This is a genomic window from Nonomuraea sp. NPDC051298 (assembly GCF_055586305.1).
In genome coordinates, this window is sequence record NZ_JBVJIM010000006.1 from 32,206 (window position 1) to 46,524 (window position 14,319).

General features: G+C 72.8%; 13 protein-coding genes. 3 read left to right on the plus strand and 10 right to left on the minus strand.

The window, feature by feature from the left end; all coding sequences use genetic code 11:
- Positions 1-2 precede the first annotated feature (2 nt).
- Positions 3-1,259: a sensor histidine kinase gene (locus ACZ6S0_RS19705; protein WP_465919396.1), complete on the minus strand. Its 1,257-nt coding sequence runs from the start codon at positions 1,257-1,259 to the stop codon at positions 3-5.
- Positions 1,256-1,936, minus strand: a complete 681-nt coding sequence (locus ACZ6S0_RS19710; protein WP_344891777.1) for a response regulator transcription factor — start codon at positions 1,934-1,936, stop codon at positions 1,256-1,258. Before ACZ6S0_RS19710 ends, ACZ6S0_RS19705 begins: the two co-directional genes overlap by 4 nt.
- A 92-nt stretch (positions 1,937-2,028) precedes the next feature.
- Here ACZ6S0_RS19710 and ACZ6S0_RS19715 point away from each other — a divergent pair, with 92 nt between their 5' ends.
- Positions 2,029-2,514 (plus strand): hypothetical protein, encoded by a 486-nt coding sequence (locus ACZ6S0_RS19715; protein ID WP_465919400.1) that lies wholly within the window; start codon positions 2,029-2,031, stop codon positions 2,512-2,514.
- A gap of 34 nt (positions 2,515-2,548) precedes the next feature.
- Here ACZ6S0_RS19715 and ACZ6S0_RS19720 read toward each other — a convergent pair whose 3' ends face one another.
- The 8 genes from ACZ6S0_RS19720 to aceB all read right to left on the minus strand — a co-directional run bounded on the left by ACZ6S0_RS19720 (position 2,549) and on the right by aceB (position 11,678).
- Positions 2,549-4,465, minus strand: coding sequence for a hypothetical protein (locus ACZ6S0_RS19720; RefSeq protein WP_465919403.1), 1,917 nt, complete (start codon positions 4,463-4,465; stop codon positions 2,549-2,551).
- A gap of 62 nt (positions 4,466-4,527) precedes the next feature.
- Positions 4,528-4,740, minus strand: a complete 213-nt coding sequence (locus ACZ6S0_RS19725; RefSeq protein WP_344891786.1) for a DUF2277 domain-containing protein — start codon at positions 4,738-4,740, stop codon at positions 4,528-4,530.
- Positions 4,741-4,743: 3 nt separating this feature from the next.
- A complete protein-coding gene (locus ACZ6S0_RS19730) occupies positions 4,744-5,484 on the minus strand; it encodes an IclR family transcriptional regulator (protein WP_465919405.1) in 741 nt (246 codons plus the stop codon).
- A gap of 18 nt (positions 5,485-5,502) precedes the next feature.
- Complete coding sequence (locus ACZ6S0_RS19735) at positions 5,503-6,243, minus strand: IclR family transcriptional regulator (protein WP_465920289.1); 741 nt, start codon at positions 6,241-6,243, stop codon at positions 5,503-5,505.
- A 2-nt stretch (positions 6,244-6,245) separates the two neighbouring features.
- Complete coding sequence (locus ACZ6S0_RS19740) at positions 6,246-7,454, minus strand: (Fe-S)-binding protein (RefSeq protein ID WP_465919408.1); 1,209 nt, start codon at positions 7,452-7,454, stop codon at positions 6,246-6,248.
- 5 nt (positions 7,455-7,459) lie between these two features.
- Positions 7,460-8,626 (minus strand): FAD-binding oxidoreductase, encoded by a 1,167-nt coding sequence (locus tag ACZ6S0_RS19745; protein ID WP_465919409.1) that lies wholly within the window; start codon positions 8,624-8,626, stop codon positions 7,460-7,462.
- Positions 8,627-8,634: 8 nt separating this feature from the next.
- A complete protein-coding gene (locus ACZ6S0_RS19750; protein WP_465919413.1) occupies positions 8,635-10,071 on the minus strand; it encodes an FAD-linked oxidase C-terminal domain-containing protein in 1,437 nt (478 codons plus the stop codon).
- A 29-nt stretch (positions 10,072-10,100) separates the two neighbouring features.
- Positions 10,101-11,678, minus strand: coding sequence for a malate synthase A (gene aceB / locus ACZ6S0_RS19755; RefSeq protein ID WP_465920292.1), 1,578 nt, complete (start codon positions 11,676-11,678; stop codon positions 10,101-10,103).
- 187 nt (positions 11,679-11,865) lie between these two features.
- Between aceB and ACZ6S0_RS19760 the strand changes: the two genes are divergently transcribed.
- Both ACZ6S0_RS19760 and hflX read left to right on the plus strand, forming a co-directional pair.
- Positions 11,866-12,543: a DUF4097 family beta strand repeat-containing protein gene (locus ACZ6S0_RS19760; RefSeq protein ID WP_465919416.1), complete on the plus strand. Its 678-nt coding sequence runs from the start codon at positions 11,866-11,868 to the stop codon at positions 12,541-12,543.
- Between the two features lie 99 nt (positions 12,544-12,642).
- A complete protein-coding gene (gene hflX / locus ACZ6S0_RS19765; RefSeq protein WP_465919420.1) occupies positions 12,643-14,064 on the plus strand; it encodes a GTPase HflX in 1,422 nt (473 codons plus the stop codon).
- The last annotated feature ends 255 nt before the right edge of the window (positions 14,065-14,319 follow it).

Consider the following 14,319-nt stretch of genomic DNA (forward strand, 5'->3'; position numbering starts at 1 on the left):
TGTCACCGGGGCTCAGGGGCCGCGAGGAGCACCTCCACGCGTGCCCCGCCCCCGGCCGGTCTGGAGACCGTCAGGCCGCCGCCGCCCGACGACTCCGCCGTACGCCGGGCGATGTCGAGCCCCAGCCCCGTCGAACCGCCCCCGCTGCTGCCCCGCCCCAGCAGCGCGGGCTCGAACCCGGGCCCCGCGTCCTGCACGGCCAGCAGGGCTCCGGGAGGGTGGGCGCGCAGGCGTACCGACATGGCGACCCCCTCGGGGGTGTGCGCGAAGACGTTGCCGAGCAGCGCGTCCACGCACGCGGCCAGTTCCTCGGCCCCCACCGCGACCGGCAGCGGCCCGTCCGGCAGGGAGACCGTCACCTCCCGCCCCTGGTCCTCCGCCAGGACCGACCAGAACCGCACCCGCTCGCGCACCACGGCCGCCGCGTCGCACGAGTCGCGCCCGGCCGTGCGGCGCCGCGCCTCCGTGATGACCGCGCTCACCGCCCGCTCCAGGGCGTCCACCCTGGCCTGGACGCGCGCCGCCTCCTCCGGGTCACGCAGCGACTCGGCGTCCAGCCGCAGGCCGGTCAGCGGCGTACGCAGCCGGTGCGACAGATCGGCCACCGACTCCCGCTCGGCCACCAGCAGTTCGTCGATCCGCCCCGCGAGCTGGTTGAGCGCCAGCGCCACCGAGCGCACCTCGGGCGGCCCGCCCGGCTCGGCCCTGGCCGTCAGGTCGCCCCCGGCGAGCCGGTGCGAGACCCGCGCCAGGCCGTCCACCGGCCGCGTCACGGCCAGCGCCAGCCGGTCGGCGAGCACGATGCCCAGCACCACCAGCCCGAGGCCGAGCACCAGCAACGCCAGCCACGCCTCCCGCACGCCCCTCGTCAGCTCGGCGTCCCGCACGAACACCCTGATCACGGCCGTGCCGTCCGGCGACTGCGCCGAGACCAGCACCTCCCTGCCACCGGGGACGGCGGCGGTGACGCTGCGCCCGGTCGCGGCCAGGCGTACGGCGTCGGACCGGGCGGCCGGAGCCCCCACGGTGTTCCCGCCCTCGTCCGGCAGGAACACCGTCACGGGCCGCGCGACCTGCTCCACCGCCAGCTCCAGATCGGGGGTGCCCACCGCGACGGCGACCGACTCGGCGGCGGCCGTGGCCCGGCTCATCGCGCCGTTCTCGGCCACCGTACGGATCAGCAGCGCCATCGGCACCAGCAGCGCGATCAGCACCAGCGACGTCGTGGCCGCGACGAGCAGCGCCAGCCAGCGCCTCATGACGGCTCGACGAGCTTGACGCCGACACCTCGTACGGTGTGCAGGTAGCGGGGCTCGGCGGCCGTCTCGCCCAGCTTCCTGCGTAACCACGACAGGTGCACGTCCACGGTCTTGTCGGCCCCGCCGTACGGGAGCTGCCACACCTCCGTCAGCAGCTCCCGCTTGGTGACGACCTCGCCGGGCCGCGCGGCGAGGTAGTGCAGCACGTCGAACTCGCGCGGCGTCAGGTCCAGGGCCGTGCCGTCGAGCGTGGCGGTACGCGCCCGCGGGTCCACCCGCAGCGCCCCCACCGCCAGCGGCGCCTCGGGGGCCGCCCCGCCCGCGCGCCGCAGCACGGCCCGCACCCGCGCGTCGAGCTGCGCCGCGCTGTACGGCTTGACCACGTAGTCGTCGGCCCCCGCGTCCAGCACCGGCACCATCTCCGCGTCCCCGTCGCGGGCCGTGGCCACGATGACCGGCACCCGGCTGACCGCCCGCACCATGCGCAGCAGCTCCACGCCGTCCAGGTCCGGCAGCCCCAGGTCGAGGACGACCAGGTCGGGCCGGTCCTGTACGGCCCGCCGCAGCCCGTCCAGCGCGGTGGGGGAGGAGGAGACGGCATGGCCCAGCTCCCGCAGCCCGCGGCTGAGCGCCGTACGGATCGCCGCGTCGTCCTCGATGAGCAGAATGTCAGCCATAGCACGAACGTAGACCGTTTCCTGGCGGAGCTTGAGCCGTCTTAGCGTCGGCTTAACCTGGCCTTAGCCGTACATGGGGGAGCGTGGGCGGGATGAAGAGACTCGTCGTGGCCTGGGCTGCCACCGCGGCGGCCGCCACCAGCGCCGCGGTGGCGGTGCTCGGGCTGCTCGGGACCGGCCTCACCGGCGCCGACAGCCACGTGCTGGGCCCGGAGGAGGTCCGTGCGGCCCTGGCCACCGCCACCACGCGCACCCCCACCACACCGTCAGCCGCCGCACCGTCAGCCGCCACCCAACCGGCGGCCACCCCGGGTGCCACGGTGACGCCGACGTCGCAGGGCAGGCTCATCCGCAGCGCGGGCGGGACCGTGATCGCCTCCTGCGCCGACGGCCTGGTCACGCTGCGTTCGTGGAGCCCGGCCCAGGGCTACTCGGTGGACGGCGTCGAGCGCGGGCCGGCCTCGGAGGCGAGGGTCGAGTTCGAGCCGGACGAGGGCGAGGAGGTCAAGCTCAGGATCGTCTGCTCGGATGAGGGCGCGGGGCAGGGTGAGGTGCCCACGGCCCGGCTCCACTCGTGATCCGGCGTTCCTGGCCCGCCACGGCCGCGTCGGTTCACGGCCCGGCGCCGAGTGCCGCCCTCGTCAGCTCGGCCTGGCGGCGGATCTGCGCCATGACGAGGGGGTTGACGCCCTTGGCGGCGAACGTGGCGACCATCCGGTCCAGGACCGCGCCGGCCCGTACGAGGTCGCCCCGCCGCGCCTCGGCCCTGGCCAGCCGCCGCATCACCAGGTTGAGCGTGATGTTGTCGAGGACGGCCGCGTCGGCGACCCGGCTCAGGAGTTCGATGCCCTGTTCGGGGTCCGGCGGCCGGACGCGCAGCCGGTTGTCCCGCGTCAGCTCCTTGAACTCCCGTTCGGCGTTGAGTCCCTTGACCAGCCGGGCGTAGACGGCCAGTGGGTGGCCGCCGTGGCGGTCGATGACCTCGTCCAGCGCCAGGTTGCCCCCGCGCAGCTCCGGAGAGTCGGAGCCGAGCAGCGAGAACAGCTTGCCCTGGTCCTCGCCCAGCATCAGCTCGGCCACCCGGTGGTCGTCGCGGGTGACCGGCGGGCGCACCCTGACCGGGCAGGCGGCGGAGACGACGCGGGAGCCGTCGGCGGCGACGTACTGGGCGCGCACCTGGTACTCGCCGGGCTGCTGGAAGTAGTGGCCGTCGCGCCCGTGCCCGATGTACGCGCTGCGGTACATGGCCGGGTGGCCGGCGTCCAGCCGGATCTGCGGTGAGGTGTCCACGCAGTGGCGCATCATGGGCCGGTAGAGCACGGTCCCGCCGCCCGGCCGGGTGATCGACACCTGGGCGAACTCCGTGTCGGGGTGCAGGTGGCCGTGCGTGACGCGCGGCTCGCCCGTGACGGAGACCTGATCGAGCACGAGCTTGAGCTCGACCACGACGGGCTCGCCCAGCTCGAACGACTCCTTGGCTCGCACCTCCAGCCGCAGCCCAGAACGGTCCTCGACGGGCTGCTCGAAGGGCTCGATCTCGGCCGCGCCGGCGCCGAACGCGTTCGCGCCCATGGCCACGTCCCGGTAGAAGCCGTGCCGCAGGTGCACCAGCTCGGCGTCGGTGAACCGGAACGGGAAGGCGGCCCAGTAGCCCTGTTCGCCGCCGGGGCGGTAGTTCTGCACGTAGTTCATCCACGACAGGTCGCCGAAGCCCCCGTCGGGGCCCAAGGGCTGGGGCGGGTCGGCGAGGTGCTTCTGCCAGGAGTGCAGCAGGTTGAAGGCGTGCCCCAACTCGTGCACGTACGTACGCAACTGCGCCCGCTGCGACTCGGGCGTCGTGCCCTTGATCACGTCGTGGAAGACCGCGGCGCCCTGCCGCGGGTGGGCGTCGCCGGAGTCGAACATGATCCCCCGGTAGCCGCCGACATGCCTGCTCGCCACCAGCAGCCACACCCGCCAGGCCGGCGCGTCGCCGAACGCGCTGAAGTGCCGGGTCATCGCGTGGTGCAGCTCGGCGTCGTCCCAGGCCAGATCCGCGCCCGAGCCGTCCACCGGGATCACCCCCGGCTCGGCCAGGGTCAGCTCGACGCCCGCCTCCGCGTACGCCGCGCGCACGCTCAGCTCCCTGGCGGGCGACCCGGCGGGCCCCGGCAGCGCCCCCGTCCGGTACGACACGAACGGCACGGTCCCGGCCACGGAGTCCTGCTCCAGCAGCACGCTGCGGAAGAACGCCGAGACGAACGACACCGCGTACGTGCGCCCCGCGACCTCGGCCGTCCCCGCCCCGTCGGCGATCGTGACGCGCACGTCGCGAGCCGGGGCGGCGAACGTGAAGTCTCCCCGCCCCTCGATCCGCCCGTCACGCACGCCTGGGGCGCCGACCACGAACGACCCGGCGTAGGAGGTGGTCGCCCCGGTCACGGTGAAGAGGTCGCCGCTGACCCGCCCCATGGGCCTGGGCCCGTCGACGTCGACGCGCAGCGCCAGCCGGGAGTCGCCGTCCTGTCCCTGGTACAACCCGCTGATCATGACAGCTCCCTGGGGGTCGCTGGGGCTCTCTCCAGGCAGACTTCTCCCGCGGACCGGCCCTGTCAACGACTCCCGCGAACTTGGAGCGAGGCCAGCAGCTCTTCGGAGGCCCGGGTGATCGTCTCGACGGCCCGGTCGAACGCCTCGGCGTTGTGCGCCGCGGGCGCGCGGAACCCGGAGATCTTCCTGACGAACTGCAGCGCCGCGGCCCGCACGTCCTCCTCGGTCACGCTCTCGGTGTAGGGCGGGCGGAGGGTCTTGATGCTTCTGCACATGCCCTAACCGTAATAGCCGATGCGCTGGCTTATCTCCCGCGCGCCCGCCACCAGCAGCGCCCCCACCTCCGGCAGCCGGTCCGGCGTCAGCCGATAGGACGGCCCCGAGACGCTGACCGCGGCCACCACGGACCCGTCGGCGCCGCTGATGGGCGCCGCCACCGCGTTCAGGCCCACCTCCAGCTCCTCCACCGTGGCGGCCCAGCCGCGCCGCCTGATCTCCGCCAGCCCCAGCCCGGCCGGTGAGGTGACGGTGTGCGGCGTGTACGACTCCAGCTCGGCCGCCGGCCTCAGGGCGCCGAAGGCCAGCAGCACCTTCCCGCTGGAGGTGGCGTGGGAGGGGGTGCGCTGGCCGACCCAGTTGTGGCCGCTGATGGCGGCGGGGCCGCGGATCTGGCTGATGTTGACCGTGTCGCCGTCGCGCGGCACCGCGATGTTGACGGTCTCGCCGACCTGCTCCGCCAGGCGCAGGCACACCGGACGGCTCTCGCGCGACAGGTCGAGCTGGGCGGTGGCCGCGCCCGCCAGCCGTACGACGCCGAACCCGAGCCGGTAGCGCCCCCGGTCGCCGCTCTGCTCCACCAGCCCGCCCTGTTCGAGCGCCGCCAGCAGCCGGAAGGCCGTGGACTTGTGCACGTCCAGCTCCGTCGCCAGGTCCGTCACCCTGCTGTCGCCGTCGCGGGCGAGGATCTCCAGGATCGCGATGGCGCGATCGACGGACTGAACCGACGCGCTGTTGCTCATAGCGCAACAGAATAGCGTTCAGCCGCCGGCCGGGCCGAGTTCGCCACCGAAGTCGACGGCGATCCTGCCCAGGGCCGCGGCCAGCTCGTCGCGATCGAGTGCGTCGATGCGCTCGGCGGGCCCCGAGACCGACATCGCGGCCACCACGCGGTCGCCGTCGCGCACCGGCACGGCCAGGCAGTGCACGCCGAGCTCCTCCTCGCCCAGGTCGAGGGCGTAGCCCCGGTGCCTGACGGCGGCCAGCTCGGCCAGCATGGCGGTCAGGTCGGTGATGGTGTTGGGGGTGCGGCGGGGCATGCCGGTCCGCTCGAACACCGCGACCGCCTCCGGGGCCGGCCGCCCGGCCAGCAGCACCTTGCCCACCGCCGTGCTGTGCGGCAGCACCCGCCGCCCGACCTCGGCGAACATGCGCAGCCTGCGCGGCGAGGGCACCTGCGCCACGTAGACGATGAAGTCGCCTTCGAGCACGGCCAGGTTCGCCGTCTCACCCGACAGCTCGACCATCCTGGCCAGGTACGGCTGCGCCCACACGCCGACCATGCCCTCGGCGACGCCGCCCAGCCGGACCAGCCCGCCGCCCAGGGCGTAACGCCGGTCCGACTCCTGGCGCACGTAGCCCCGGGCCAGCAGGGTCCGCAGCAGCCGGTGGATGGTCCCGTACGGCAGGCCGGTCCTGGCCGCGATCTCCGAGAGCCCCGCCTCGCCCCCGTGCTCGGCCAGCGCCTCCAGCACGTCGAGCGCCCGCTCGACCGACTGCACGCTCACAGCGGGACCCCGCGCAGCGAGGCGTCCAGCACCTCGGCCGTGTGCGCCACCCTGATGTCGGCGCCCGCGCGGCGCATCGCCGCCGCGATCTGCATCGTGCACCCGGGATTGGCCGAGACCAGCAGCTCCGCGCCGGTCGTGGCGACCGCCCCGGCCTTCCTGTCGCCCAGGTCGCGGGCCGCCTGCGGCTGCAACAGGTTGTACGTGCCCGCCGACCCGCAGCAGATGGCCGACTCGGGGATCTCGCGCACCAGCAGCTCGGGGATGGCGCTCAGCAGCTCGCGCGGCTGCGCCCGGACACCCTGCGCGTGGGCCAGGTGACAGGCGTCGTGGTAGGCGACGGTGAGCGGCAGGGGGTGCCGCTTGGCCACCGGGCCCAGCTCGGCCAGGTATTCCGACAGGTCCACCACCCGGAAGCCCGGCTCGCGCCCGAGCAGCTCGGCGTACTCCTTCATCGAGGAGCCGCAGCCGGCCGCGTTGACCACGACGGTGTCCACCCCGGCCCGCTCGAACGTCCTGACCGTGGCCCGCCCCAGCCGCCCGGCCTGCGCGCCGAGCCCGGAGTGCACGCTGAGCGCCCCGCAGCAGCCCTGCTCGGGCGGGATCACCACGTCGCAGCCCTCCAGCGCCAGCACCCGCGCGGTGGCCGCGTTGACCTGCGGGAAGAACTCCCGCTGCACGCACCCGGTGAGCATCCCGACCGTGGCCCGGCGCTCGCCCCTGGCCCTGACCAGGCGCGGCAGGCGCTGCCGGTGCTCGACGCGGGGCGCCAGCGCGGCCATCGCCCCCAGGCTCGGGTGCGCCCTGGTCAGGAACGGCGCCATCCGCTCGGCCAGCCACATCGTCGGCCGCAGCAGCCGCAGCCTGCGCGGGTAGGGGAACAGGCTGAACACGATGCCGCGCACCGCCCGCTCGCGCGGCGGGCGCACGTGGTGGCGTTCCACCTCCACCCTGGTCTGCTCGATCAGCCGGTCGTAGCGCACGCCGGAGGGGCAGGCGGTGACGCAGGCCATGCAGCCCAGGCAGGCGTCGAGGTGCCCGGCCATCTCGGGCGTGATCGGCGTGCCCTCGACGTGCTGCCCCATGAGGTGGATGCGCCCGCGCGGCGAGTCCATCTCCTCGCCCCACAAGACGTACGTGGGGCACGTCGGCAGGCAGAACCCGCAGTGCACACAGTCGTTGATCAGCTCGGGGTCTATGCCCATGGTCGTCAGATCCCTCCCACGAACCGGCCGGGAGACATCCTGCGCCCGGGATCGAACCGTTCCTTGACCCGCCGCATCAACGGCAGCGCGCTCACGTCGCCCCACCTCTCGACGCTCTCGTACGGCGCGGCGAGCACGTTCACCCGCCCACCGGCCGCCTCGGCCCGCTCCCGCAGCCCGGCCACCGCGGCGGCCAGCTCGTCCTCCTCCACGGCCTGCCACGACTCCAGCAGCACCCGCCCGGAGGCGGGCGAGCCCCGCAGCGGCAGCCCCGCCTCGGCCGCCGCGTCGAGCACGGCGCCCGTGGCCGACGGCGGGAAGCGCACCTCGACCAGCACCTCGTCCCGCTCGATCAGCCCCCACCAGGGCGGCGGCTCCCGCGTCACCGAGCCCGCGCCGATCAGCTCGCGCAGCGCCCCCGCCCTGTCCTCGGCCGCCGTGCCCTCGACCAGCGCGGCCAGCGTGATCGGCCCGCCGGGGTCGGGCCGGTCCACCTCGACCGCGCTCGGCTCGGCCTGCGAGGCGGCCAGCGCCGCGGCGATCCGCGGCGTCTCGGCGCGATCGAGCCCGGCGACCACCCAGCGGCGGTCGGGCGGCAGCGGGTGCAGGCGGAACGTGGCCTCGGCGATGACGCCGAGCGTGCCGTACGAGCCGGTGAACAGCTTGCCGAGGTCGTAGCCCGCGACGTTCTTGACCACCTTGCCGCCCGACCTGGCGATCGTGCCGTCGGCCAGCACGACCGTGATGCCGATGAGCAGGTCGCGGGCGCCGCCGTAGCGGAAGGCGCGCGGGCCCGGCGGCGCGGCGGCCAGCGTGCCGCCGACCGTGGCGTGCTCGGCGAACGGCACGTCGAGCGCCAGCTCCTGCCCCTCGCCCGCCAGGACCCCGGCCAGCGCGCCCATCGTCACCCCGGCCTGCGTGCGCACCACGAGGTCACCGGAGGCGTGCTCAAGGATCTCGTTCATGCAGCACAGGTCGAGCAGCACGTCGCAGCGCTCGGGCGGCGGGGCCCAGTGCAGCTTCGTGCCGCCGCCCGCGGGCACCACCGCCAGGTCCTGCCCGGCGCACGCCCGCAGCACGGCCGCGACCTCCTCGACGGTCTCGGGCAGCGCCACCCACCGCGGGCGCACCCCGCCGACCGCGTCGTCCGCGCCCGCCTGCCTGACCGTCACGCCGCCGATCAAAACTGCTCCGCCTTCCCCTGCTCGACCAGCGGGTGCACGCCTTTGCGCACGCCCGGCACCTCACCGCACAGCCGCGGGGTGGGGAACACCTTGCCCGGGTTCGACAGGCCCTGGGGGTCGAACGCGCACCGGACGAGTTGCATGGTGTCGAGGTCGTCGGCGCTGAACATCCTCGTCATGTAGCGGGACTTGTCGACCCCGACCCCGTGCTCGCCCGTGATCGAACCGCCGTGCTCGATGCACAGGTCGAGGATCGCGCCCGAGACCACCTCGGCCCGCTCGCCCGCCCCCGGCTCCCCGTCGTCGAACAGCACCAGCGGGTGCAGGTTGCCGTCGCCGGCGTGGAAGACGTTGGCCACCCTGATGTGGTGCTCCAGGGAGAGCCGGTCGATGGCGGCCAGCACGGTGGGCAGCGACGTGCGCGGCACCACGCCGTCCTGCACGATGTAGGCCGGGCTGATGCGCCCCACGGCCGCGAACGCCGACTTGCGGCCCTTCCAGATCGCCGCCCGCTCGCCCGCGTCGGCCGCCACACGCAGCTCGAACGCCCCCGAGCAGATCTCCCGCAGCCGCGCGAACTGCCGGTCGACCTCGGCGGCGGGCCCGTCCAGCTCGACGATCAGCACCGCCCCCGCACCCTCGGGATAGGCGCAGGCCACCGCCGCCTCGGCCGCCTCGATGGCCAGCGCGTCCATCATCTCGATCGCGGCCGGCACGATGCCCGCCCCGATGATCGCCGAGACCGCCTGCCCGCCCTGCTCGATGCTCTCGAACGCGGCCAGCACCGTGGTCACGGCCTGCGGCGCGCGGCACAGCCGCACCGTGACCTTGGTGGCGATGCCCAGCGTGCCCTCCGAGCCCACGAACGCCCCCAGCAGGTCGTAGCCGGGGTCCATGCGGTCGAGCGTGACCAGGTCGCCGTCGGGGGTGACGATCTCGCAGGCTTCGACGTGGTTGACGGTGAAGCCGTACTTCAGGCAGTGGGCGCCGCCGGAGTTCTCCGCGACGTTGCCGCCGATCGAGCAGACCTGCTGGCTGGAGGGGTCGGGGGCGTAGTAGTAGCCGCGGTCGCGCACGGCCTCGGTGATGGCCAGGTTCGTGACGCCCGGCTCGACGACCGCCCTGCGATTGTCCAGGTCGATCTCCAGGATCGAACGCATCTTGGAGGTGACGATCAGCACGCCGTCCTCGCGCGGCAGCGCGCCCCCCGACAGGCCGGTGCCCGCGCCCCTGGCCACGAAGGGCACGCCGAAGTCGTTGCACAGCCGTACCACGCGGGCGACCTGCTCGGCCGTGCCCGGCAGCACGACCACGCCGGGGGTCGCCCGGTGGTAGGTGAGGCCGTCGCACTCGTACGTGCGCAGGCGTACGGGGTCGGTGATCACCGAGTCGTGGGGCAGCAGCGTACGCAGAGCCGCCACCAGCGTGTCCATCACCCGATCACCTCCGCTTCACGACTTTCCTACGGCATCCGCGCGTAGGCGGGAAGAGTCAGGAACTCCGCGAAGTCGTCGTCCAGCGCCACCTCTTTGAACAACGCCGTCGCCTGCCCGAACAATGCCTGGTCGTAGCCGGGCTCCTGCGAGATCTTGGTCAGCTCCTCGGAGATGATGCGTTCGACCAGCTCTTTCGTCACCTGCGCGCCCGTGTCGGCCAGCGTGATGTCGTTGTGGATCCACTGCCAGATCTGCGAGCGCGAGATCTCGGCGGTGGCGGCGTCCTCCATGAGGTTGTGGATGGCCACCGCGCCCAGCCCGCCCATCCAGGCGGCCAGGTAACGCAGCGCCACGTCCACGTTGTTGCGCAGCCCCGTCTCGGTGATCTCGCCGGGTGTCTCGGAGACGGCCAGCAGCTCCGCGGCGGAGACGTTCACGTCTTCGCGCACCCGGTCGAGCTGGTTGGGCCGCGAGCCCAGCACGCCGTCGAACACCTCGCGGCAGATGGGCACCAGGTCGGGGTGCGCCACCCACGAGCCGTCGAACCCGTCGCCCGACTCGCGCGTCTTGTCCGCCCGCACCTTCTCCAGCGCCACGGCGTTGACCTCGGGATCCCTGCGCGAGGGGATGAACGCCGCCATTCCGCCGACCGCGTGCGCCCCGCGCTTGTGGCAGGTGCGCACGAGCAGCTCGGTGTACGCGCGCATGAACGGGGCCGTCATCGTCACCGCGTTCCGCTCGGGCAGCAGGAACTCGCGGCCCCGGGTGCGGAACTTCTTGATCACGCTGAACAGGTAGTCCCAGCGGCCCGCGTTGAGCCCGGCCGAGTGGTCGCGCAGCTCGTAGAGGATCTCCTCCATCTCGAACGCCGCCGGGTACGTCTCGATGAGCACCGTCGCCCTGATGGTGCCGTGGGGGATGCCGAGCAGCTCCTGCGCCCTGGTGAACACGTCGTTCCAGAGCCGGGCCTCCAGGTGCGACTCGATCTTGGGCAGGTAGAAGTAGGGGCCCTTGCCCTGGTCGATCTGCCGCTGCGCGCAGTGGAAGAAGTAGAGCCCGAAGTCGAACAGCGACCCCGAGACCGGCCGCCCGTCCACCCGGGCGTGCTTCTCGTCGAGGTGCCAGCCGCGGGGCCGCACGACCACCGTGGCCAGCTCGTCGCCGGGGCCGAGCGCGTACGCCTTGCCGCCCGCCTCGAAGTCGATCGTGCGGTCGAGCGCGTCACGCAGGTTGAGATGACCGGCCACGCAGTTTTCCCACAGGGGGGAGTTGGCGTCCTCGAAGTCGGCCAGCCACACCTTGGCCCCGGAGTTGAGCGCGTTGATGGTCATCTTCCTGTCGACCGGGCCGGTGATCTCGACCCGGCGGTCCTCCAGGCCGGGCGCCGGGGACGCGACCTGCCAGTCGGCCTCCCTGATCTTCTTGGTCTCCGGCAGGAAGTCGAGCGTGCCGCCCGCCGACAGCTCCGCCTGGCGCGTCTGGCGCAGCTCCAGCAGCTCCAGCCGCCTGGCGCCGAACTCCCGCTGGAGAGCCCCCACGAAATCGAGCGCCTCCGGCGTGAGGATCTCGTCGAACCGGTCGAGCATCGGGCCGGTGATCTCCATGGGCTTCTTCCCTTCCACGGTGTTTCCACATAGTCCGCGATGTTTCCACAATATGGAAATAGCATTCTGGATTGTGGAAATGACGCTACTCCCCTGATCTTCGAGGGTCAAAGGTTGGGGACATCCCTGGGCGTCTTCCGGGTGTTCCCCGATGTGGCCGGCCCGGCGGGCGCGACATGATTCCGGCATGAAGACGATTGCGATGGCGGGCGCGCTGGCGGCCTCCGCCGTGCTGCTCACCGGGTGCGGCCTCGCGAGCCTCGCCGGGCCGGGCAACGAGGAGAGCGCCTCGTACCAGGTGACGGACAAGGTGACCAAGCTTCAGCTCAAGAGCGGCTCGGGCGACGCCGTGATCAACGAGACCGACGGCACCGCCGTACGCGTCGTCGAGACCCTCCGCTGGCGCGGCGACGACAAGCCCGTGTCGGAGCACAACGTCGAGGCGGGGCAGTTGTTCCTCACCTACGAGTGCCGGGGGAACTGCAGCGTCGACTACAAGATCGAGGTCCCCAAGGGCCTCCACCTCGACCTGCGCGCCGGTTCCGGCAACCTCACGCTCAGGGGCCTCAGCGGGCCGCTCGAACTGGACATGGGCTCCGGGGACGCGGACGCCGCCGGGCTGACGGGCAAGAGGGTGCTCGCCAAGTCGGGGTCGGGGAACATCGAGCTCGAGTTCCTCGCCGCGCCCGAGAGCACCGAGCTGCACACCGGATCCGGGGACATCACGCTCGACGTCCCCGACGGCGCGTACGCGGTGAAGAGCGACATGGGGTCGGGCGACAGCAACATCTCGGTCAGGACCGACGGCTCCGCACCGAACAAGATTTCGATCACCGCGGGCTCCGGCAACGTCACCGTGTCTTGACAGTCTGTTGAGCTGCCCGGATAACCAGGTGATGGCTTCGGGGATGTCATGCCACCATCGTGGGAAGACACCGAGGTGTCCAGACGTTCCCTCATAGAGATGACACGTATGCACGAATACTCCGAGTTCGACGCGTTCGAGACCGGCGACATGGACCTCGAGGAACGCCAGGCGCTGCGCCGGGTGGCGGGCCTCTCCACCGAACTTCAGGACGTCTCCGAGGTCGAATACCGGCAGCTACGGCTCGAAAGGGTCGTCCTCGTCGGCGTCTGGACCTCGGGCACGGCAGAAGACGCCGACAACTCCCTCCTCGAGCTGAAGCTCCTGGCCGAGACGGCCGGGTCGCAGGTGCTCGACGGGCTCATCCAGCGGCGGCAGAGGCCCGACCCGGCCACGTACATCGGCTCGGGCAAGGCCCTTGAGCTGCGCGACGTCGTCGAGTCGTCCGGCGCCGACACCGTGATCTGCGACGGCGAGCTGACCCCTGGCCAGCTCCGCCAGCTCGAGGAGACGGTCAAGGTCAAGGTCATCGACCGCACCGCGCTCATCCTCGACATCTTCGCCCAGCACGCCAGGAGCCGCGAGGGCAAGGCCCAGGTCGAGCTGGCCCAGCTCTCCTACCTGCTGCCGCGCCTGCGCGGCTGGGGTGGCAACCTGTCCCGGCAGGTCGGCGGTCGCGCCGCGGGCGGCGTCGGCATCGGCGGCCGCGGCCCCGGTGAGACCAAGATCGAGCTGGACCGGCGGCGCATCCGCGAGCGCATGTCCAAGCTGCGCCGCCAGATCAGCGGCATGTCCACCTCGCGCGAGACCATGCGCCACCAGCGCCAGCGGCGCGAGGTCCCGGCCGTGGCCATCGCCGGCTACACCAACGCGGGCAAGTCCTCGCTGCTCAACCGCGTCACCGGGGCGGGCGTCCTGGTGGAGGACGCGCTGTTCGCCACCCTCGACCCGACCGTGCGCCGCGCGCGTACGCCGGAGGGCAGGCTGTTCACGATCGCCGACACCGTCGGCTTCGTCCGGCACCTGCCGCACCAGCTCGTCGAGGCGTTCCGCTCCACGCTGGAGGAGGTCGGCGACGCCGATCTGATCCTGCACGTGGTCGACGGCTCGCACCCCGACCCCGAGGGCCAGCTCGCGGCGGTGCGCGAGGTGCTCGCCGACATCGACGGCGCCGCCGGGATCTCCGAGATCGTGGTGATCAACAAGGCCGACGCCGCGAGCCAGGAGGTGCTCGACCGCATCGCCAGGCGCGAACGCGACAGCATCGTGGTCTCGGCGCGCACCGGCAAGGGCATCCCCGAGCTGATGGCGCTCATCGAGGAGCGGCTGCCGCGGCTCGACCACGAGGTGCACCTGCTGGTGCCGTACGACAGGGGCGACCTGATCTCGCGGGCGCACAAGGAGGGCGAGGTGCTCTCGGTGGACCACGTGGAGGACGGCACGATCCTGCACGCCCGCGTGCTGTCGAGCCTGTCGCAGGAGCTGCAGCGGGTGGGCAAGCCGGTGGAGCGGGTGTCCTGAGGCCGTCTCGCGTCAGGCGGGGTCGCTCGGGCGCCTGAGCCGGGGCCTGAGCCGGGGCCTGAGCCGGGGCCTGAGCCGGAATGCCCGGCCCAGGCCCGGCCGGGCATCCCGCCTCCGGCTCGTGACCATGACTTACCGGTATGGCCGGGCAGCTCTCGCCTAAAAACGCACAGGTGTGCCCAAAAGCGGCAGTGGTAGGCGACCCCTTGGCGTTGCTAGGATTGGCCAGACCTAACGTTGGTCAGGTTTTGGGTT